Source organism: Leptospiraceae bacterium (genome assembly GCA_016708435.1).
GTDB lineage: Bacteria > Spirochaetota > Leptospiria > Leptospirales > Leptospiraceae > UBA2033.
This window is the reverse complement of record JADJFV010000033.1, coordinates 14,979-35,789: the sequence shown is the minus strand read 5'-3', so window position 1 is coordinate 35,789 and position 20,811 is coordinate 14,979. Positions and strand designations below refer to the sequence as shown.

General features: G+C 36.8%; 22 protein-coding genes. 7 read left to right on the top strand and 15 right to left on the bottom strand.

From position 1 onward, the window contains the following. Positions 1 to 235: 235 nt before the first annotated feature. On the bottom strand, positions 236 to 1,018 hold the full coding sequence (locus IPH52_20940; protein ID MBK7057469.1) for an enoyl-CoA hydratase/isomerase family protein: 783 nt from the start codon (positions 1,016 to 1,018) through the stop codon (positions 236 to 238). Between the two features lie 8 nt (positions 1,019 to 1,026). After that, on the bottom strand, positions 1,027 to 1,608 hold the full coding sequence (locus IPH52_20935; GenBank protein MBK7057468.1) for a hypothetical protein: 582 nt from the start codon (positions 1,606 to 1,608) through the stop codon (positions 1,027 to 1,029). Between the two features lie 291 nt (positions 1,609 to 1,899). On the opposite strand from IPH52_20935, the gene IPH52_20930 reads away from it, so the two are divergent. Beyond that, a complete protein-coding gene (locus tag IPH52_20930; protein MBK7057467.1) occupies positions 1,900 to 2,529 on the top strand; it encodes a DsbA family oxidoreductase in 630 nt (209 codons plus the stop codon). A 32-nt stretch (positions 2,530 to 2,561) separates the two neighbouring features. Further along, a complete protein-coding gene (locus tag IPH52_20925) occupies positions 2,562 to 3,281 on the top strand; it encodes a hypothetical protein (protein MBK7057466.1) in 720 nt (239 codons plus the stop codon). Positions 3,282 to 3,336: 55 nt separating this feature from the next. Here IPH52_20925 and IPH52_20920 read toward each other — a convergent pair whose 3' ends face one another. From IPH52_20920 to IPH52_20870, 11 genes are all read right to left on the bottom strand, one after another. Beyond that, positions 3,337 to 4,521 (bottom strand): hypothetical protein, encoded by a 1,185-nt coding sequence (locus IPH52_20920; GenBank protein ID MBK7057465.1) that lies wholly within the window; start codon positions 4,519 to 4,521, stop codon positions 3,337 to 3,339. Between the two features lie 14 nt (positions 4,522 to 4,535). Next, on the bottom strand, positions 4,536 to 4,673 hold the full coding sequence (locus tag IPH52_20915) for a hypothetical protein (GenBank protein ID MBK7057464.1): 138 nt from the start codon (positions 4,671 to 4,673) through the stop codon (positions 4,536 to 4,538). Continuing rightward, a complete protein-coding gene (locus tag IPH52_20910; protein MBK7057463.1) occupies positions 4,670 to 5,812 on the bottom strand; it encodes a suppressor of fused domain protein in 1,143 nt (380 codons plus the stop codon). Before IPH52_20910 ends, IPH52_20915 begins: the two co-directional genes overlap by 4 nt. A gap of 2 nt (positions 5,813 to 5,814) precedes the next feature. Next, positions 5,815 to 6,087, bottom strand: coding sequence for a hypothetical protein (locus IPH52_20905; GenBank protein MBK7057462.1), 273 nt, complete (start codon positions 6,085 to 6,087; stop codon positions 5,815 to 5,817). A gap of 295 nt (positions 6,088 to 6,382) precedes the next feature. Continuing rightward, on the bottom strand, positions 6,383 to 7,324 hold the full coding sequence (locus tag IPH52_20900; protein MBK7057461.1) for a hypothetical protein: 942 nt from the start codon (positions 7,322 to 7,324) through the stop codon (positions 6,383 to 6,385). Between the two features lie 101 nt (positions 7,325 to 7,425). Continuing rightward, entirely contained in the window at positions 7,426 to 8,697 is a 1,272-nt protein-coding gene (locus tag IPH52_20895; protein ID MBK7057460.1) for a thiolase domain-containing protein, read from the bottom strand. Between the two features lie 11 nt (positions 8,698 to 8,708). Then, positions 8,709 to 10,019, bottom strand: coding sequence for a 3-hydroxyacyl-CoA dehydrogenase family protein (locus IPH52_20890; GenBank protein ID MBK7057459.1), 1,311 nt, complete (start codon positions 10,017 to 10,019; stop codon positions 8,709 to 8,711). Between the two features lie 184 nt (positions 10,020 to 10,203). Beyond that, positions 10,204 to 11,322, bottom strand: coding sequence for an ATP-binding protein (locus tag IPH52_20885; protein ID MBK7057458.1), 1,119 nt, complete (start codon positions 11,320 to 11,322; stop codon positions 10,204 to 10,206). Positions 11,323 to 11,548: 226 nt separating this feature from the next. After that, the gene (locus IPH52_20880; protein ID MBK7057457.1) at positions 11,549 to 12,409 is read right to left on the bottom strand and encodes a DUF115 domain-containing protein; all 861 of its coding nucleotides are present in this window, start codon (positions 12,407 to 12,409) and stop codon (positions 11,549 to 11,551) included. 230 nt (positions 12,410 to 12,639) lie between these two features. Beyond that, the gene (locus IPH52_20875; GenBank protein ID MBK7057456.1) at positions 12,640 to 12,924 is read right to left on the bottom strand and encodes a hypothetical protein; all 285 of its coding nucleotides are present in this window, start codon (positions 12,922 to 12,924) and stop codon (positions 12,640 to 12,642) included. A gap of 31 nt (positions 12,925 to 12,955) precedes the next feature. Continuing rightward, positions 12,956 to 13,432, bottom strand: a complete 477-nt coding sequence (locus IPH52_20870) for a DNA primase (protein MBK7057455.1) — start codon at positions 13,430 to 13,432, stop codon at positions 12,956 to 12,958. Positions 13,433 to 13,656: 224 nt separating this feature from the next. Here IPH52_20870 and IPH52_20865 point away from each other — a divergent pair, with 224 nt between their 5' ends. Genes IPH52_20865 through folK form a run of 5 tightly spaced genes read left to right on the top strand, consistent with a single transcriptional unit; the run spans position 13,657 to position 18,998 of the window. Beyond that, on the top strand, positions 13,657 to 14,232 hold the full coding sequence (locus IPH52_20865; GenBank protein ID MBK7057454.1) for a TlpA family protein disulfide reductase: 576 nt from the start codon (positions 13,657 to 13,659) through the stop codon (positions 14,230 to 14,232). Then, complete coding sequence (locus IPH52_20860) at positions 14,232 to 14,930, top strand: type 1 glutamine amidotransferase (protein MBK7057453.1); 699 nt, start codon at positions 14,232 to 14,234, stop codon at positions 14,928 to 14,930. Before IPH52_20865 ends, IPH52_20860 begins: the two co-directional genes overlap by 1 nt. A gap of 21 nt (positions 14,931 to 14,951) precedes the next feature. Then, on the top strand, positions 14,952 to 17,693 hold the full coding sequence (gene secA, locus IPH52_20855) for a preprotein translocase subunit SecA (protein MBK7057452.1): 2,742 nt from the start codon (positions 14,952 to 14,954) through the stop codon (positions 17,691 to 17,693). Then, a complete protein-coding gene (locus IPH52_20850; GenBank protein ID MBK7057451.1) occupies positions 17,694 to 18,572 on the top strand; it encodes an ATP-binding protein in 879 nt (292 codons plus the stop codon). A 3-nt stretch (positions 18,573 to 18,575) separates the two neighbouring features. After that, on the top strand, positions 18,576 to 18,998 hold the full coding sequence (gene folK, locus IPH52_20845; GenBank protein ID MBK7057450.1) for a 2-amino-4-hydroxy-6-hydroxymethyldihydropteridine diphosphokinase: 423 nt from the start codon (positions 18,576 to 18,578) through the stop codon (positions 18,996 to 18,998). Position 18,999: 1 nt separating this feature from the next. Here folK and IPH52_20840 read toward each other — a convergent pair whose 3' ends face one another. Further along, a complete protein-coding gene (locus IPH52_20840; GenBank protein ID MBK7057449.1) occupies positions 19,000 to 20,481 on the bottom strand; it encodes a PAS domain S-box protein in 1,482 nt (493 codons plus the stop codon). Then, complete coding sequence (locus IPH52_20835) at positions 20,474 to 20,755, bottom strand: circadian clock KaiB family protein (GenBank protein MBK7057448.1); 282 nt, start codon at positions 20,753 to 20,755, stop codon at positions 20,474 to 20,476. Before IPH52_20835 ends, IPH52_20840 begins: the two co-directional genes overlap by 8 nt. Between the last annotated feature and the right edge of the window lie 56 nt (positions 20,756 to 20,811).

Sequence of the window (20,811 nt, the reverse complement as noted above, 5' to 3'; positions counted from 1 at the left end):
GCCGCCTTTTGGCATTTAAGTCTTTTGGTTTATCTTTTAAGGTGCTATGACATTTCGGTATACATGGTTTATTGTTGAATATTTTTTTTCAACTTCCCTGTCACCTCGAACAGCCCCCTAGCGAGAAATCTACCTTGCTTAAAACTATTATTGTATGCGAGATAGATTTCTCATTTGCAAGCTCAGAATGAATGCAAAAAATCACGCCTTCTCAAGATTGCGGCAAACGGCTGTTCTATACAAACACTGGTCTTCTTTTTTCCTTTAATGCTTTCATTGCTTCGAGCATATTATTTTTAATAGCTGGAATAGAAAGCCAATCGCGGGAATTTCTTAGATGAGTTTCGAAATCGTCGAGTGCTCGCATGTTTATATTTTGTTTTGTGTATCTTACAGCGGATAATGGAAAACGGAAAACGGATTCTAGTTTTTTTATAGAGAGTTTTCGTAAGTCTTCTTTTGTTGCTGCAATTTCATCTATCATTCCAACTTCTTTTGCTTCCGGTCCTTTGTAGGCAGCGGCTTCCATACAAATTTCATTTAGTTTGGTAAGATGAATGGATTGTTGTAATTTATAAACGAACATACCGGGTAATGGCAAACCAAAACCTATTTCAGTAAATGAAATGCGACAACCAGTAGAAAGCATATACTTATAATCGCATGCCATTGTCATCACAGCACCACCACCCATTGCATGACCTGTTACTTCGGCTACTAATGGTTTGTCGAAGCGAAGCATTTCTCCGAATAATATGCATATGCCGCCAACTGCATCTACCAATTCATCAGGAGGTGTGTTGATAAGTGTTTCTGCATCAAGACCATTAGAAAAAAACTTTGGATTCTCAGAAGTGAGGATTGCTCCTTTGTAAGAATCGTCAGTCTGGATTTCTTTTAGGATTTTAGCAAGTTCAAGCATCGTTGGTCTTGTTAAAGAATTCTGTTCGTTTGTTTGGATTGTGATTAATTCTGCTTTGCCGCCACTTAGGTTTAAAGCTTCTCGTTTAAAGTTCATAAATACCTCTAGTTATTATCGTATGTAATTCGGACTACATGGCTTTTGCCATCTTCATTGTTAATATTAGAGATGCCGTCATATTGTAAAAGCTTTTTTGTGTCTTTAGCATACACAAGTAGAATTGGTTTTACAAATGCAGCTAGAATTGGATTGTTTAATTCTACTTTCATATTGACTACATCTAATCCTTTTCTTTTTGTTTCTCCCGTTTTAAATACAACAAATTTGAAACAGTCTTGCTGGGAAGGAGCACAAAGATTCAGAATCTTCTTATTACCCGCTAAAATAAAATCCCAGTTTTCAAGCACAAAATAATCAAACCCACCATCTAACACCGCATTATTCGGTGCAGTAATCACAGCTTCTTTTACATCTTCCTTTTCATTTTTTCGATATACAAATTTAATTTGATTTCCTGTTACCTCGGCTCCTTCAATGTAACCATCCCGAAAGTCTTCCAATTTAAAATCTGCGCGGGTTGCACTCTTTTGAAATACAATTCGTTTTTTAGCAAAATACTTTTCCATTTGTGTCTTTGTATTGAATGATCGAATAAATATGCTTTCCGTTTTCCCAAAACTCTTCATGGTGATCGTAATACAGCCGTTTGCCGGTCTTTAAATCAAACGCTTCCCCGTTAAACTTTTTATTTCTATGGCGAATAATCCCTGTAAGGCGCACAGAAATAAAAATATAGATAAAATCCTTTGCTTCATAAATTCTCCTGTTATAGTATACATTGTCATCCTAGAAATTTTTTTGCGCCCAAACCACCGGCCCCGCCGCAGCCAGCCCGTAATTTCATCCTTTCACCCGCCAGAGGTGATTTAGACTTAAAAAAAACTTGCTGTATTTATCAGTAATAAAAAGCTTATTCCATGCAAGTAGAAATTTGGTCAGACATCATGTGTCCGTTTTGTTATATTGGAAAGAGAAAATTCGAAGCTGCTCTAGAAAAATTCCCAAATAAAGACAAAGTAGAAATTATTTGGCGTAGTTATCAACTCGATCCCAATATTAAAGCTCAGCCGGACAAGGATATATATACTTACCTAGCAGAGGCAAAAGGTCAATCATTAGAATGGTCTAAAAAGATGCACGAAAATGTGATTAATATGGCTAAGTCGGTCGGACTAGAGTATAACTTCGATAAGGCGGTGATTGCGAATTCTTTCGATGCACATCGTCTAATTCAACTTGCAAAGAAGCATGGTCTAGGGGATGCTATGGAAGAAAGACTATTCAAAGCTTATTTCACTGAAGGCAAAAACTTTGCAGATCATGAAACACTCGCAACTATAGGAGATGAAATTGGACTCGATAAGAGCGAGATTTTATCCATGCTTCGGTCAGATGATCTAGCGGATAACGTTCATTCAGATGTAGAACAAGGAATGCGCCTAGGTCTTCGGGGTGTTCCGTTCTTTGTATTCAATCGCCAAATTGGAGTTGCCGGTGCACAAGATCCAGAAATATTTCTGCAGGCATTGCAAGAAGCGAACAAATAATTCTTATTATCCATTAAGGAGCAAAAAAAACTATGAAAAAGAAATTCATTTTTATCACACCACTCTTTTTTTTATTTCAGTTAGGTTTACTTGTCGCTGAGCCAAGTTGTGATATAGATTCTAAAAAAGAAAAACTCTATCGACTGGATCTAACTGTGCCGGCAACATTTTGCAATAATCCTAAGAACGATCCAAGCTGTAAATCATTTCCAAAGAAATCAATCCTTCAACTACACGGACTCTGGCCTAATTATACGAGCGGATTTCCGGAAGGAAACTGCGATCCAAGCGAATGCAAAACCCAGAGTGAAAAACGCGGAAAGTTTTGTAAATATCCAGAGCCTAAAGGTCTATATGAATCAAAGGAATGGAAGACTTTAAGTGAATACATGGCAGGAAAAGAGAAATGTCTGGAGAGACACGAATGGGTTAAACACGGAGTATGCTCTCCTCTTGAACCTGTGGCTTATTTTAAGTGGGCTCTTGAACATGCACGCGATATTTCTAAAGCATTTGAATCACTTGCTGATAAACCTATCGGCAGAGAAGAAGTAAACGCTGCTGTCGAAAAAAATCTTCCCTCTCTCTCAGGAGCAGTTCGTTTTTCCTGTAAAGGGAAAAATGTATCTGGAGTCTTCGTTCTTTATGAATGGGGAAAAAACCCTGGTAACCCCATTAAGACTAAAGGTGGAGAAAATGGATTTGGTAATTGCCCGAAGAAATTTCAGTTTCCAAGTTCGCCGAACGAATAATAAAAAAGTCTTTGCCTCAGTGACTGGACTCTGAGGCAAAGTTTCTATTCAGGAGTTAATTAATATTCTTAGTAATCAATTGTGTTGCATACGATGCCATTAAACCAATTCCTTCTGGTTGATCGCAACTATAGATTCTAACACCCATACTTGTTCCAGGAACTTCACCTTTGGATTTTTTTACATTCTTAACGCCTGCATAGAAAAGGTAATGCTTTTTGTTGATTGGAATTGAGAAGGCAACTTTACAGCCAGATTCTAAGAATGAGTAGTCTTTGATAGTAGAGAGAAATAGTCCTAATCCACGTCCGTCCTGGCTAATATCGATTGCATCCTCTTTAGGAGAAAACATTTTCCATTCTTTCACATAAGACAATTCTAACTCGAAAGTAAAATCTTCACAACGAGATGCAATAAAGTTTACTAGCTGACCAATACCAAGGGGAGATTCAATATCGTTTTGTAAATATTCATTTCCAAGATTTGGTAGACTACTTAAAAGCTCTACATAACCTAACAATGCGTTACCCGCTCCGAAGAATGGAACGATTAATACTGATTTGACGTTATCGAGTAGATGGTTTTGCACAATCGCGTCGATATTTTGTGGTTTGAATTTTGTAACAGGATTAAAGAAAGCTCTTTCTGTATAAAATTGTTTCTTATAAGCGTCACGGAGAAAATAGGAATTCTTTGTATCAGCGAGAGCGTTTAATAAAGGAGTATCCGCTGCATAGTAAAATCCAACGCGAACCTTAGTAATAAAATAACCGAATTGATTCAGAGAAGTTTCTAGCATTACCTGAAACTTTTGAATCGTTTGCGTAATCATCGAAGTCTTTCCGTAAAGCGACAATACAGAAGTCAAATCTAGTTGTGGGGAATAATGTAAATTGAGAAGCTTAATATTTTTAATGGTTGCACGTGCAGCCGATCTCTCGAGTGGCTCGATAATAACTTCGATTACATGGTATAAATCATTGCGATATGGATTTTCTTGCTTGATTCGAATTTCGACTTTATTCTCCTTCATGATTGCAACTAGAAGATCGGGCTTGCCCATTTCTTCTCCGTCCATAGGCTCGAGAATAATATTTACAGAGTTATTCAAATCTTTTTCTGCAGTCACTTTGGTAATTATATAGCGTTTATCCTCATGGATAGAATTGACAGCCTTGGTGATAAGTTTGCCTAAGATGGTGGATAATGTCTTTTGTTCTTTTAAAATATATTTCTTCATAATCTGAATAGTCCTTATAACATATTAGAAATTTCTAATTTAACTTGCTTACCTAAAAGAAGTGAAGGAGATTCTATTTCTGACATAGAAAACGCAAGCATTTTTTCTTTTCCCGCAAAGTTTATTCTATTTAGATTGGCTGTAAGATTCATAACAGTCCTTCTCTTTCAGAATTGTGAACCCAGCCAACTCCTTTCTCTGCAATCAAACTCATCAGGGCTTTGGAGCCTTCTGATCTCATAAAATATGCCTCTTCGTCATTGATTGGTTGAATAAATAAAAAATTTACAGGTTGATTTGATTCCGTAATTAAACCATTCAAATCAGGAATTGTAGCCAACTTTAAATCTGAATTATCTACAGAAGAAAGATCTTTCAATAAAATGGCAGATGTAAAATTCAAATGCAAAGCATCTGGATCACGGCGATTCATAGAAATTGTATGTCCTGCCCCTAACCACTTAGTCATATTCCATGGAAATTTAACAAGCTCACCTAGAAAATGAGGCACCCATGTTTCAGATTTGTCTCCCGGCAAATAACGAACAGCGATTACAAGTTCAACTCGCGCATAATCGAGATAATCCTTATGAAATAAATCCACCGTTGGCATATTCTGAGCACTGAGTCCAACTGTAGAATAAAGAATAACTTCAGGGAAAATTGGTGATTCAAACTTTGCAATGCCGACATACGGGAATTTGCCGCCATCGGCAGACCAATACTTAGTATGCTGTCCGAATTTGCTTTCGAGAAAGTCAAGACGAGAAGATTGAATTCTTTTCGATGAATCTTTCTCTGCTCTAAACTCCCAGAACTTACGGGAACGTTCTACAATCTCCGCAATTACTCCGTGATTAGAATCACCGAGCGGATGAGCAGTGATAGTCTCAACACGGGCAAACTTCGAGTAGCCAGCAAGACCTTTTATTCCAGACCAAGAAGGAAGAAATGCATGTAGCTCTTCTTTAATGAATACAGCGACTCCATCCCCTTCTTCTGTCCAAATAAAATGAACGTCTTCTGCCTTAATCTCCGATATATCTACATCCGATGAAACTTCATTTGCAAGTAATATCGGAGCTAATCCATTAGTGAAATCAGCCTGATCTCGTTTATCTGGTGCAGCTACTCGATTGCGAATCCATAAGGCTCTAATCTTCCATTCCGGATTTTGCTCTGACTGAAGATAAAGATAAACAGTCCTTGAATCGTCCTCTAAATAGGCAGTCAACGATCCATAAGGATTTGCCTCTTGGTAAATTACTTTATAAGAAATCGTGTCTATCAAGATTATTTATGAACTTCCAGCTTTTTAAATTGAGAAAGAAGTTTGTAAATGCTTTCTTCCATTTTCTCTTCAATCAATATTTCAGGGAAATAGGCGGATGCGTTTAGCAACCCTGTTAAGGAATTTTGTCCCCATTTTTTATAGTTACGTAAGGACTCCAGAACATTGTCTGGAACTTGTTTGTTTTCTTTCTTGGATTTGATGAAAGTATCGATAGCGTTTTCCGGCGATAATAAGTATTTCAAAGGCTCCTCCCAAAAAATATAAAAAATCATTCAAGAAAATCAATCTTTGCCTGATTTATGTAAGACCATTCTATGGCGTTTAGAATGTGCGTATACTATAATATGGTTTTAATTTTTCAAATACTTTTTTAAGAAAAGCAGAAATTTACAGATAACGCGAATCCTTAGAGCTTAACAATCATATTTGCCGAATTGAGTTTATAGATAGGATTTCCGCTTGAATCAAAGTCTATCATCCATATCTTAGCAGTCAAGACCCTATGTGCCTCAGAGCCCCCACATTATGTGCCATAACGTCTTTTGGACAACTAGAACAAATTACGGTTTAATCTTCAAGTTTTAATTTTGTTTTTAAACCCGGCTTACTTTCAATTATTTGTTTTAATAAACGAATAATCTTTTTATCCTGAGAGCCAGTTTCTCCATAAATCGTTTCAAGTAGAGAGACTGCTTTTTCATGTAAATTTTGCTGAAAGAAAATCATTGCTTCAAACTTTGTGGCTTCGATTGTTATTAAATCGTATCCCAATTTGGATTCGCGTAAGAAATTCAAAGACTTAACATAATCACCATTATGATAATAAGTAATTCCTTTTAAATAGGAAATATTTCTAGGTTGAATATCAATTTTTTTCTCGCCTAGATTTTCATTGCTTGCCAGAGAACTTTCTAAATAGTCGATATTCCCGGAAAGGGTAGAGCTAATAATTTGCATCCAAACAAAAGTCTTTTCCATTTCCTTATTAAGCTTGGTTGCATCTAATAAGGATAATTCTCCAAGTAAAATGGCTGGTTTCTTTCGATTTATAATCAATTCATATAAATACATTAATAGCTTGTTTGATTCTGATTCATTGAACTTGGGATTAAAAGAATTAGCCCGTAAGGCTATTCTATACATAGATTCCAAATCTTCCTCAGCATGAAAGTATTCTATGTAAGATTTTTTTCGTTCAAAAGAAGTCAGTTCAATAATTTCAGTCATATCGAATTGAATTCGATCTAAGACTTGATAGTAATACGTTTTAGCTATTAGATAATTGGCTGTTGAATCAATCGGCGCGGTTTCGAAGTAAAGATTTGTAGCAGCCTTATATTCACCGATTAGGTTTTTGGGAAAAGTTTTTTTAGCAAGACTCTCATTTATTTTTTCTTCTAACTTGGAAATCTTTTGAATACTATTTCCAGAAAAATAAGAGACAATGCTTTTCCATTTAACAACTACGCTAGTTATTAAAAGTAATCCAAGCACTATAAAAATTATCAAAGAATAATTTGTGCTCTTCTTCTTGTCTTGTTTGTAATGTCTTGGTAGATACAATGTAGTTAGTAGGTAGGGGCAGAATATATTCTGCCCCTACTTGTGATTTATCTTCCGACGATGAACACAACGTTAGTTGTAGCCGATCCACCTATGTTGAGCATAAGCCCATTTTTGGCACCTTTGACTTGGTAATCACCTGCTGTGCCGGTTACTTGTTTGTAGAGATCAAGCATCATGCGAACTCCACTTGCTCCTACAGGGTGACCAACACCGATTAGCCCACCACTTGGGTTAATTGGCTTTTTACCGTTGAAGTCGATGACTCCTTTTTGGATTGCTTCGTGCTCTTTTCCGGGCGCTGAAATTCCGAAAGCGGATACTGCTGCGTATTCGCTAGAAGTGAAGCAGTCATGAGTTTCGAATACATCAATATTTTTAACACTCATCTTAGCTCTTGTGTAAGCGTCGTCTACAGTAGTCTTTGTCCAAGGAAGAATGAATTTGTTCCCTTTAGATTCAGCAACTTTTCCTTCAAAGGTAACAGGAGCAACTCTATGTCCCCAGCCTTTGATTTGTGGAATACTACCTAGTTTTAATTTGCGTTTCTTTGCATACTCAGCAGCATATTTTTTAGAGGCTAATACTACTAATGCGCCACCGTCAGTTACTTGAGAACAATCAGCAATACAAAGTCTTCCGCCCACTGCCATATTGTTTTCTCCACCGCGGGCTGCTGCATGTTCTTTATTCATGAACCAACTTCTGGTTTGAGCATTTGGATTTCTCTTTGCATTTGCATAATTGATTCGAGAGATTTCAGCGAGTGCATCCATAAACACTGCTTCTTTGAGTTTGTATCTGTCGAGGATAACATCGGCTAGCTTACCGAAGAGTTTAGGAAATGGAAATTCAATTCCCTTCGCTTCTTTTTCGTAATAAGCAGCAGTTCCTAAGAAGTCACCGCCTATTGCTGAATTAACAGTCTTCATGATTTCAACGCCAACAACAATCGCTACATCATAGTCTTCTACACGAATCTTAGTTGCAGCAGCGTCAAGTGCAATAGAGCCAGAAGCACAAGCAGCTTCAAATCTTCCACCTGGAACTCCGTTAAATGCAGGATTTACTTCCGTTAAGAATGCGCCAAGATGTCCTTGTGTTGCATATTGTTCTGCATCAAAATTTCCAACGAAAACAGCAACTCGATTGTTCTTGTTTAATTTTTGAATTTCACTATAATCAATGCCTGCGGCTAACAGTCCGTCATCTGTAACTTCTTTCATAATAGAAAGAAATGTTTTACCTTCTTTTGACCAATTTCTTTGAAAGTCGGTTTGTGCTCCACCGAGTATGTATACTGGATTTCCTTTTGCCATTTCTTTTCTCCTTACGCTCTGAATAGCGCTCTTGCATCTAGTTTATTTTGTAGTTTGTAGAATGTTTCTTTTGGATTTGCTTTTGCTAATACTTGTGGTATTTCAATCTTAGATGCTGTGAGAAACTTTTTAGTTTCAACAACACCACCGAGTAAATCAACAAAGGCAGAAGCAGGAACCCAGTTAAATCCAAATCCCATTGCTGCATCAGCATTTTCTTTTGTATCAACAACTTCACCAACAATAGAGAGCGAATAACTGATATAACGCGCTAGGAAATAACGGCAAAGATCAGCTTCTAAGCCTTTTGCTGCTTTAATAACTTCCATTGCACCTTTGTAATCAGAAGAAGCAATCTTTGCACTTGCTTCTTTTGCGAAAGGAATATCAAATTTTGGATACGGATCATAATTTCCAGTAGAAATATTATAAACAAACTTTTCACGTTTACCGTCAGCAGATTTTGATCTTTTAAAGAGACCCTGTCCGGTCTTTCCACCGAGGTCACCTTTATCAATTAATTTCTGCATGTATTTAGGAAGTTTAAAAGTTTCGTGCGCAGAATCATTAGTAAACTCATATAGATTATCAACGATAGCTTTGTGAACATCAAGACCAACGAAATCAACAGTGGCTAACGGTCCCATTGCGCGACCTGTAAATCCACCCATGATAGCATCCATAAGAGCCAAACCGCCCTTATTCTGATACTTTTCAGCAAACTGAGCGATTTCATTCATTAATTGAAATCCAATTCTATTTCCTGCGAAGGCTGGAGTATCATTTGTATAAACAACAGCACGGCGAAGTTTTTGCTCTAAGTATTTTCCTAGCTCAGCTTTTAATTTTAAATCAGAACCTTTGTGTGATACTAATTCACAAAGAATCATTTTGTAAGGAGGATTGAAAAAGTGAGTTCCAAAATAATGTTTTTGTCCATCTGCATCAAATGATTTCGCAAGTCTTTCAATAGATAATCCAGACGATACTGTGGATACTATCGTTCCAGGTTTGCGAGCCTTTGCTATTTGTGCATTGATCGGCTCTTTGACAGCATAACTTTCCGCGACTAATTCAAATACCCAATCTGATTCAGCGACTGCTTTAGCTAAATCTTTATCGTAAGTTCCAGGAATCATTCTTGATTTGATTGTATCGGTTCTTACAGACTTAATTGCTTTGGCAATACCTTCCTTTGCTTTATCAACGTCTCTCGCAAGCATATGAACCTTCGCTTCTCCAAACGCGGCAACGATAGCTGCACTGCCTGCACCCATGGAGCCATTCGCTCCGACGATTGTAACTGTTTTAATCTCTCTCATAAATTCTCTTATTCCAACAATAGTATTAAACTCTAGTCTGCAAAACCGGGAATATTTTTTTGCAACAACTCTGTAATTACTTGGTAATTTTAGAATCGTTTGCTGAAAAGATTTTTTTTTAATTGAAAAAGGGTGAAATTCTTCCCCGATGGGATTTACCAGAGACATTCAGTTTTGAATAATTCTAAACCAAGTTCTGAGCGACTAGAAACCTATCTGCTTTTTTTACTTTTATCAAATTTTCTTGGTATTCTGAATCTAAATGAAGGACAACTTGCACTCCTGGAATTTTGTATTTATCGGAGAAGTAGCGAAGTGTTGGAGAAATTTTTTCGTCTTGGTATTTCGCTTCAATAAGTAAGGTTGGCTCTTCGTCTTCAGCAATTAGAAAATCCACTTCTTTCTTTTCTTTAGTGCGAATATAATGCAAAGATGTGCGTTTGCCCATCCAATCCTCACGACGATAGCAATGGGATAATAGGGATAAGGCGGTCAAATTTTCAAATCGTGAACCTGCATCATTTACAACAAGCCCTGTATCAAAGAAATAAATCTTAGGCTCTTTGAGAAGACTTCGGGCAATATTCTTTGAAAAAGGTGGAACTTTAAAAACAATGAACAAGGCTTCGAGTAGTCCGATGTATTTTTTTACGGTATTCGGAGATATATGAACATCTTCTGCGATTGAAGTATAACTGATAGGAGAGCCTACTCTAGACTGTAAAAGACGCAGAACTGATTGTAAAGATTTGAGATTTTCTACTGTATCGATCGTAAAAACATCTTCTCGAATCAAACCATCTACATATTGAAGTCTCCATCGGTCTGCTTCCACCGCGTCCTCTGCCAGGAAGGGTTCAGGAAAACCACCTCGCTCTAAGAGTCTTGACAAATCTCCCTCCCATTTTGTTCCGACTAAATCTCTTGGAACAAAAGGCAAAAGTCTATGAGTAAAATACCGTCCAGATAGAGAGTCTCCTGTGTTGCGATAAATGTCTAATCTTGCACTACCGGTAACTAGAAACTCTTGGTTCGGGTTACGCTTATCATAAATTCCTTTGATGAAGTTTTTCCAATCTGGTCTTTTGTGAAGTTCATCTAGAATAATTAATTTAGCCAGAGGATCCCAAGCTCTATTATCTATGATTTTCTTATCCGCGTCATTGTCATAGTTTAGATAAACAAAATCAGAATTTCGAATGCTTTTAGAAAGCCAAGTCTTCCCTGCCTGCCTTGGACCAACAAGAAAAACCATTTTCTTACTCAAATCCTTTAGAATTATTTCTCTAAAATCTAACCTCATACGACTATTCCGCACCATAATGCGAAATAGTCAAGACTATTCCGCATTATGGTGCGGAATAGTCTTGAGATAGAATGGATACAAACGATTTAGATAATACCAAGCTTATTCGAATCTAAAAGCTATCTTCGAGCCGAATTCGGCTTCTATGTGGCTTGTAGGTCGCTTTCATTTCATACTTTTCTTTATTCTTAATAATTGGAAAAATTATCTTAGAGAAATCTTTTCACAATTCTATTATAGAAGCTTTTTCTAGACCTGTTTCACTCAGTATTTCTCTTTGAATCGTTTGATTGAATAGAAATTTTTTGAACTTATCAATGTATTTTTCGGATACTTTAAGTGAAAGCGGTTTCGTCTTATATATCGCCGTTCCGATTTTTATTTCGGAAATCAATTCCGGCTTTAGTATCTCCATATGGTTACTTTCCATTAGATGATAAAGTGCCAAATGATTCTTAGGGCTGATTTCTTTTTGGTAAGCCTTCGGGCTGTATGCCTCCATGGGATAATACCGATTTACTTTTGGAATATTATAATTCTCATAGCCTGTTCCGCGGGCATGTGTTTTACCAGATTGAATTTTAAAACTTACCCCACTTAGTATAAGTCTATTGGCAGAATAATACTCAGCGATTACCTTTGCTAAGCCGGCTACATTGAGAGAAGGATTTTTAAACACTAACTCTCTATCTGGAAAAATTATGGAATGCAATACTTGGTCGAGTGGATAAGTAGATAAATACAAATAAACAGGATTTGGTAATCGGAATATATGACTATTTGCCCCTAGCCAAGTAATGATTGGAATGTCAGCAGGAATATTTCTAAAATGATAAATAGTTCCCCGCCCTGCATCAATCGAAAGAATAAAGTCGGGGCGAATGTCATTAGCCAATAGTGAATAACAAGCAGTATCCGAAGACAGAATAAAGAATCGATCTTGATTAAGTCTTATCCATTCCATTTGCTCTTCTAAAATAGGAGCCGCTCCTACAAATAGAACGTCTTTTCCATTAAAGGGAAAACTATCCATAAAAACAAAGCCTGCCCTATTTCCGCGTTCAAGACTTAAATCTAAATTCACAAAGTAATTTCTAAACCAAGTGCGTGCAAAATGGGAGATAGTAGTTTTGTTGATCCCTGTTTTTTCTTTTAGTGATTCATGAAAAGAAAATAGTTCATTCGCAAAATTGCGAGAATAATAGGGAAAGGAAAATGTATATTTAGAAACAGGAGAATATTCAGAAAAAGGAAAATCAGAAAGAGAATAAACTTTTAGTTCAGAGTCTTTAGATTTGAATTCTTCTACTAATTCTAGGATTTTTTTTTTACTTCTGGAATTTCTAATATGGATTGGTCGGGCTCAACACAGGCTAATCGTATATTGCCTCCACTCATCTGCAATAAAGATTCGATATGATAGCCCATACCAAATCCAAAACAAATCATAGTTGAAGGAGTATATTTAAGAGAAGAGTATTCATTTAAAATAGTTTCAGAAAAGCGATTGCTTTCTTTGATTGGGTCATGCTTGGAATAAATAAGGCTACCATTCTTACTGTTTTGTAAATTTGGTAGCCCGTTCGAATTAAAATGCAAAAAATGAGAAATGGGAAACTCCTAGACGCAACTATTTATCGTCTTCATCATCTTCGAGATCGTCATCATCTTCGTCCTCATCATCTTCATCCTCTTCGTCTTCATCCTCTTCTTCTTCAGAAAGAGCAGAATCTAACTCTTCTCCATCAGCAACATAATCATGCTTAGCTTCTTCTTCTTGAGGAATAAAATCTTCTTCAATGTCTTCTTCCACAACAGGAGCAGCAGAGTTAGAAAATAGACCTTTGAATCCTTTATAAGGAGCATCTGACATATGTGCTTCTGCGTGTAGTTTCTTTCTTTCTTCTGCTGAAAAATAACCATATTGAACAAGTCCATCGGAAAGTGCATGTAAAGCTTGCACAGCGATCTTTCTAGTTTTTAATTTTTTAGGAATTGCTATCCTTTCAATCTTGTCCAAGGCAGCAAAACCAGCGGAGGTAAGCTCATATTTTTTGTGTCTCGCTAGTTCAATTAATTTGCCAATTTCAAATTCTTGTGTGCTCATTTAGACTCCTATAATAAGTTCAGATTAACCTAAATCAAAGCTTGCTAATGCTTGCTATGAATTTCAGTAGGCGGGGGCAATAAGTTTTCGTCAAAAATCATTGTCGTACGGGGTAATACGCCATCATTTCAACGAAAAACTATCGTCAATGAATTTAATAATTAAAATTTTATCTTACTTGCCTTACCCCCTATCCAAGAAGATATAGTTAAAAAATATACGCAATGAAACAAATCATTATTTTTCTATTAACTGCCTTCTTAGCCAATTGTTATTCCCAAAAACAATCTAACTTTGATGTTTCTCTTTACGAAGGTCTAGACCTTTTAGGAAAGCCAATAGTTTTAGCCGAGCTACCACTTCGCCGACTCGCAATCAATGTCTATGCACCTACCTGCATACCTTGCGTTAAAGAGATTCCAGCACTTAATTACCTATTCCAAGAAGTAAACAAAGACAAATCGCTAGGACTCTACATGGTAGTAGACCCCTACGACATCGTTCCTGATGCAGAGCCCACATCCTCTTTCGATGAGCTTTATCCTAAAGCAAAGGCAATTATGGAAAAGGAAGTCTCGGAAAAGAAAATTGAACTCCAAATCCTCATTATGAAAAGACCTTTTAGAGTTTCGCAAGGGGACGGTCTAATTACTGGTAGACCTGAAACGCTCTTATTTAAGACAAAGCCTTTGATTCTATTTTATAACTTCATAGGACCAATCAGTGAAGAAAAAGAATTGAACTTAATTCAAACAGAAAACAAAGTAAAATTTTTCAAACTAATGTTAGGAGGAGCTTAGTGAGAAGTTTAATTATACGCTTTCTAGATTGTGAAGGACCAGGTATAATTGAAAACTCCCTTCGTAATGCGAATTACAAAATTACTTACCATGATGCTTATAGAAAAGGAATTCAACTCATTCCCGAATCCCAGCAAATATTCGACACTATCATTCTTATGGGAGGACCTCAGTCTGTTTATGATCCGAAAGAAGAATCCTTCTTCAAGCCTTATATCAATCTTGTAGAAAACGCGCTGGCAATTCCATGCAAGAAGGTAATTGGTGTTTGCCTCGGCTCACAGATTCTAGCCAAAGCTCTTGGAGCAACAGTAATGAAAGGAGCAAATGGAGCGGAAATTGGTTTTTCTAAAGTCTCCGTTACTAATACCGCACACAATGTGTTTCAAGGAATTACTTCCGCAAATCTCACTGCGTTTCATTTACATGGGGATACGTTTGATTTGCCTCCAAACACAGAAAGACTTATTTCCAGTGAAAAGTATGAAAATCAAATGTTCTCATATAAAAATAAAGGATATGGGATTCAATGTCATTTTGAAGTAACCTACCCAATGCTAGAAGTATGGTGGAAAGTTCACAAAGAAATTCCACAAACCATTGGAAATATATCCAATGAAATCAAAGTTAAACAACAAGAAATGGAAGCGAACGCCCGTATCCTTTTCGATAATATAATTGCGTCTAAGGCGAATTAACCAAGGAAAAAATAAAAAACAATGTTTCAAAAAGTATTACAGTTTATATTCGGAAGTAAGTATGAAAGAGATTTAAAAAGACTAACTCCGATAGTCGTAGAGATTAATTCATTCGAGCCAGAAATTCAAAAACTTTCTAATGAAGATTTAAAAAAACAAACGAAAAAATTCAAAGACCTATTGGCTAATGGAAAAACACTAGATGATATTTTACCAGAAGCGTTTGCTACTATTCGCGAAGTATCCGTGCGGGTAATGGGTCTTAGACATTACGATGTGCAAATGATGGGTGGTATTGCTCTTCATTGGGGAAACATCGCAGAGATGAAAACCGGGGAAGGAAAGACTCTTACTTCTACACTTGCTGTGTATTTAAACTCGCTTGCCGGAAAAGGAGTGCATGTAGTTACGGTAAATGACTATTTGGCAAGGCGCGATGCTCTCTGGATGAAACCAATCTATGATTTTCTTGGTGTGACAGTTGGTATTATCCAACACGATATGGAGCACGAAGAAAGACAAGAAGCATACGGCTCAGATATTACTTACGGAACGAATAACGAATACGGATTTGATTATCTAAGAGATAATATGGTTCCAAGAAAGGAACACAAAGTTCAGAGAGAACATTTCTTTGGTATCGTGGATGAGGTGGATTCTATTCTCATTGATGAGGCGAGAACTCCCCTTATTATTTCAGGAGCAGCAGATGAATCAACAGACAATTATATCAAAATAGATGCAGTCATTCCTAAACTCGTAGACAAAGAAGACTATGAAGTAGATGAGAAAGCGCGTAACGTTCTTTTGACTGAGAGTGGTGTCAAGCGAGTAGAGCAAATCATCGGAGTGGATAATCTGTATTCTCCGGACAATGTGGAACTTGTTCACCATGTTCACCAGGCACTCAAAGCACACAAAATATTCCAGAGAGACGTAGACTACGTAGTTCAAAATGGCGAAGTATTAATCGTAGATGAATTCACCGGTCGCCTAATGCCCGGTAGACGCTACTCAGATGGATTACACCAAGCACTCGAAGCAAAAGAAAAAGTAACAATCGCTCGGGAATCACAAACACTTGCCTCTATTACATTCCAAAATTATTTTAGAATTTATGGAAAGCTTTCCGGTATGACTGGAACGGCTGATACAGAAGCAGAAGAGTTTGCAAAAATCTATAAATTAGATGTAATTGTAATTCCACCTAATATAAAAATGAAGAGACTCGATCATGCAGATAGAGTCTATCGAACAGAAAGAGAAAAGTTCAATGCAATCGTAAACGAGATAAAAGATTTGCATTCAAAAAAACAACCAATCCTAGTTGGAACTATTTCGATTGAAAAATCAGAATTACTTTCTAACAAGCTTAGAGCAGTAGGACTACCGCATAACGTTTTAAATGCTAAGTTCCATGAGAAAGAAGCTGAGATTATAGCTAACGCCGGTAAGCCGGGAGCAATAACCATTGCAACGAACATGGCGGGACGCGGGACTGATATTGTTCTAGGTGGATCACAAAAGCACAAAGAGCTGATGGAAAAATGGACAGAGAACGATTCTGAAATTGAAGAATTTAAAACTGCTATTAAGAAAAAAGACTTTGATTCAGCAAGAGCGATTGCGGAAGAATTTGCCCAACACGGAAAGAAAAAGAAAGCAAGAGAAATCTTAGAAGATGCTTTGAACTGGGAAAAATCTCACCAAGATGTATTAAACGCTGGCGGCTTACACATATTAGGCACAGAAAGACACGAAGCCCGTCGTATTGACAATCAGTTGCGCGGTAGATCGGGACGCCAGGGAGATCCGGGCTCTAGTAGATTTTATCTTTCATTAGAAGATGACTTGATGCGAATCTTTGGTTCGGATAGAATTTCCTCTATCATGCAAAAACTTGGGATGGAGGAAGGTCAAGAGATTGAGCACAAGATGGTTAGCAATGCGATTGCCCGCTCTCAAAAAAGAGTTGAGGGGCATAACTTTGATATCCGCAAACATTTATTAGAGTATGATGATGTAATGAACGCTCAGCGGATATTCATCTATAACCTCAGAAATGATGTTTTAAATGAAGAAGCCAATATGGAAGAGCTAGTCGAAGATTGGATCAAAGAAACAGTTGATCTACAAATTGATACACATTGCGAAGGAAAAAACCCAACCTCTTGGGATTATCTTTCGTTAAATGAGTGGCTAACAACGATGAATGTTTCTATTCGAATCAAAGAAGAAAACTTTCCTCGTTCCAATGATGTTCGCGATAAACTAAGAGAGACATTGAATTCAGAATTTATTTCTGTTTACAAAAATAAAATTTCTAAAGTAGGAAAAGAAGTCTGGCAATATCTTGAGAGAAGTATCCTACTAGATATTTTGGATCATCGCTGGAAAGAACATTTATATGTAATGGATCATTTGCGCGATGGAATCTGGACTGTTGGTTACGGAGAAAAAAATCCACTCGTAGAATACAAAATCCAGGGCTTTAAAATTTTCGCAACGATGGTAGACAATCTCAAGGCAGAAATTTTAAGCTTCTTAATGAAAGTAGAAGTAGCAGAAGATACAAAGATCGAAGAGAAAGAAGTTGAATACAAGAAAGTCGGACAGGAAACTACTGACATTGATTTGTTTAACATGAACGGAAATCAAAACGATTTACTTCATATCAGCAACAAACGTAAGATCGACACGAATACTTCTTCTACAAGTTCCGGCGGCTCTTCTTCAAGAAAGAGCAGTAGACGAAAACGATAGATGATACTTGATGGGATTCTAAAAAACATAAAGACAGGAGACTCTTCCTGTCCATACTGCAAGGGAGTCGGAATCGTTTTAGATGAAATGATAACTGGCTCGCGCACCGGCTCATTGGGATTATGCTCTTGCGTCACAGAGCATTGCGTCAAATGTCCCGCCAAAGCAAAAGCCCCCTACTTAGTTTACGAAGAATCCTTAAACAAAATGATTCCTTGCTTCTGTCAAGAGGCGAGGCTAACAAGAAATAGACTCGACAAAATCATTGATGCATCGAATATACCTCCGCGTTATAAATATCGTTTTCTCAATTCTATGGATGTTTCGGGGAATAATATGATTTCTCTTTTCGTTGCACATGATTGGGCAAATGAGTTAATAAATAACTGGGACAATCCTGCACACTGGAAAGATAAACCAAAACAGGGAATGTATCTTTCAGGAGGAACCGGTTCAGGCAAAACATTATTAGCCTGCATTATTCTAAACGAATTAATCTTTCGCTATGGGGTAAAATGCCGTTATGCTAAGATCAGCAAAGACTTCTTAAATGCATTAAAAGACACTTACCAAAAGGACAGCGAATACCACGGACAGGAAAGAAGTATAGAAATGGAATTTGCGGACATTGATGTTCTAGTAATAGATGACTTCGGTGTTCAAAAAGACTCTGACTGGGTAAATTCCAAACTTTACGATTTAATTGATTCAAGATATGAAAAAGAAAAAATCACTCTACTTACTTCTAATTCCCCCCTCAGTGATTGGAAAGAAAAAGGAGAAGGAAGAGTCTACTCTAGATTATGCGAAATGACTCACGAAATAAAATTAGAATGTCCCGACTACCGATTGAAATTTCAAATGAGCACATCTGGATGACGCTTGTCAGAGTTAAATTCACATAAATCCCTAATATCTATTGGATCTAATCTAGGTGATAGATTACAATACATCCAACAATCAATCATAGAAGTGGAAAGTATTCCAACAAAGATAATTGCTAAGTCTCGCATTCTAGAAACAAAAGCTTTAGAAATAACAGATCAACCCGATTTCTTAAACTGTATTTTATTGATTGAAACAAATCTTTCCCCACTTGCCCTATTAGACCAACTACAGCTAATCGAGAGTAAACTCAGAAGAATTAAGCGATACGATAAAGGACCAAGAGAAATTGATTTAGATATTTTGACCTACGATGAATTGGTGATTACTAACGAGCGATTAACGCTACCACATCATTCCATAGAGACCAGACCTTTTATTAAAGAGTTGATGGCGGGTTTAAACCCTACTCTAAGATAATTCATTCCACTACAAAATAGAACGTAGAGCCTTTTCCTTCATCGCTTTCCGCCCAGATTTGACCATTATGCTTATCAATAATACGGCTAACAAAGGCTAGCCCCACACCAGAACCTTCAAATTCATCACTCGAATGAAAGCGTTGAAATGGTTCGAATAGTCTTTCTGCGTATTGCATATTAAAGCCAGCACCATTGTCACGAACAAAAACGATTACCCTTCCATCTTTTGTAAAGCATCCTACTTCAATTTTGGCATACTGTCGGTGTTTGGTAAATTTGATTGCATTGTCTAAAAGATTATTCATCACAATGCGCATTAGATTTGGATCTGCATAAATACTCATTCCTGTTTGAAGATTTAGTTCTAGATCATTCGATGAGTTTGATTGATTGATTTCATTTACAATCTCTTTGCAAAGAGAAGTAAGATTAATAGAATGAAGGTCTAGTTCTGTTCTTGTAATTTTTGCAAGACTTAATAGGTCTTCAATCTGTGAATTGATGTTCGCTGCTGCATTCTTAATTTTCTCTATATAAGATATTTCTATTTCATCTAATTTTTGATTGGATCGATCACCTAACGCTTTTACAAATCCATTGATAGCTTTAAGAGGTGCTTGTGAATCTTCTGAAACTGAAAAACGAAATGCATTTAACTCACTATTCATAATTTCTAATTGCTTTGTTCTATCGCGAACAGTAGCTTCAAGTTCTACATTTAAACTTCTAATCGCTTCTTCGGCTTTTTTGCGCTCGGTAATATCGATAACGACAAGCTGAACAGCAATTTTACCGCTATAATCAAGTTTTATTCCAGAAACTTCCACGTCGATAGGCGTGCCATCTAGCTTGATAAACTTCTCCTCAATCGGAACTAATTGTCTTTCATCTGTAAGAAGACTTTTAATTCGAGATACCACAAGCTCTCTATATTCGGGGTGGACAAATCGCATTACGCTCTGCCCAATAACGTCTTCCGGATAATTTCCGCCTAGAAGTTGAATACCTGCACTATTGGCAAATACGCATTTACCTTCCATATGAACAAAAATTCCGAAAGGCGATAATTCTACTAAGCTTCTATATCTCTCTTCGCCTATACGCAGTTGCTCTTCCATATTTCTGCGCTCGGTAACATCTCTCATAGATACAAGAAATACTGCTTCTTCTTCCCAAATAGTTTCCACAACTCTCATTTCAACAATTAAGTTTATAGAATTTCTGGCAGGTATAATGATTTCTGCGACTTCATCACATAACATTGGATAACCCAATGGTTGACCGATTAGCTTTTCTTTAGATTTATGAAACAGATACTCGGCGGCTGGATTTGCAAAGCGGATAATACCATTTTGACTTACAATCAAAATAGAAATTGAATTATGAATAATTATTTTTTGAAAACGAAGTTCACTAGATACTAGTTCTTTTCGGAGAGCTTTGATAATTTCTTCTTTGTGATTTTCGCTTTGTTTATCCATAGACCTTTTCTAATTCAAATGTCTGCAAAAGTTTATTCTTATTATTAAAATTGCCAATTAGGCGAATCGGCTTTCCTGGACTTTCTTTTATTAGGGTTGGAGTTACAAGAATCTTAGATTCCTCTGCGAGAAAAGGCTCTTCTAATACATCTACTATAAAGATTTCGTAATTGGACTGGATTTCCTCCTCACAAAATGCTTTCGTATCCGTTATAGCATTTTCTGAGGATTTAGTTCCACTAGTAACATAGAGATAAAAAACGAATTTTTCCATTGCCTAAATACAGAAATTCAGCTTCCTTGCATTCCGCAAGATTTTTTTAAAGAAAA

Bases quoted from the DNA above. Each gene is read 5' to 3' on its own strand.
- IPH52_20915 (MBK7057464.1), bottom strand. From the start codon at position 4,673: ATGAATCTTACAGCCAATCTAAATAGAATAAACTTTGCGGGAAAAGAA.
- IPH52_20895 (MBK7057460.1), bottom strand. From the start codon at position 8,697: ATGGCAAAAGGAAATCCAGTATACATACTCGGTGGAGCACAAACCGAC.
- IPH52_20925 (MBK7057466.1), top strand. From the start codon at position 2,562: ATGAAAAAGAAATTCATTTTTATCACACCACTCTTTTTTTTATTTCAG.
- IPH52_20930 (MBK7057467.1), top strand. From the start codon at position 1,900: ATGCAAGTAGAAATTTGGTCAGACATCATGTGTCCGTTTTGTTATATT.
- IPH52_20920 (MBK7057465.1), bottom strand. From the start codon at position 4,521: ATGAAGAAATATATTTTAAAAGAACAAAAGACATTATCCACCATCTTA.
- IPH52_20885 (MBK7057458.1), bottom strand. From the start codon at position 11,322: ATGAGGTTAGATTTTAGAGAAATAATTCTAAAGGATTTGAGTAAGAAA.
- IPH52_20870 (MBK7057455.1), bottom strand. From the start codon at position 13,432: ATGAGCACACAAGAATTTGAAATTGGCAAATTAATTGAACTAGCGAGA.
- IPH52_20905 (MBK7057462.1), bottom strand. From the start codon at position 6,087: ATGATTTTTTATATTTTTTGGGAGGAGCCTTTGAAATACTTATTATCG.
- IPH52_20890 (MBK7057459.1), bottom strand. From the start codon at position 10,019: ATGAGAGAGATTAAAACAGTTACAATCGTCGGAGCGAATGGCTCCATG.
- IPH52_20865 (MBK7057454.1), top strand. From the start codon at position 13,657: ATGAAACAAATCATTATTTTTCTATTAACTGCCTTCTTAGCCAATTGT.
- IPH52_20935 (MBK7057468.1), bottom strand. From the start codon at position 1,608: ATGAAGAGTTTTGGGAAAACGGAAAGCATATTTATTCGATCATTCAAT.
- IPH52_20840 (MBK7057449.1), bottom strand. From the start codon at position 20,481: ATGGATAAACAAAGCGAAAATCACAAAGAAGAAATTATCAAAGCTCTC.
- IPH52_20940 (MBK7057469.1), bottom strand. From the start codon at position 1,018: ATGAACTTTAAACGAGAAGCTTTAAACCTAAGTGGCGGCAAAGCAGAA.
- IPH52_20835 (MBK7057448.1), bottom strand. From the start codon at position 20,755: ATGGAAAAATTCGTTTTTTATCTCTATGTTACTAGTGGAACTAAATCC.
- IPH52_20850 (MBK7057451.1), top strand. From the start codon at position 17,694: ATGATACTTGATGGGATTCTAAAAAACATAAAGACAGGAGACTCTTCC.
- secA (MBK7057452.1), top strand. From the start codon at position 14,952: ATGTTTCAAAAAGTATTACAGTTTATATTCGGAAGTAAGTATGAAAGA.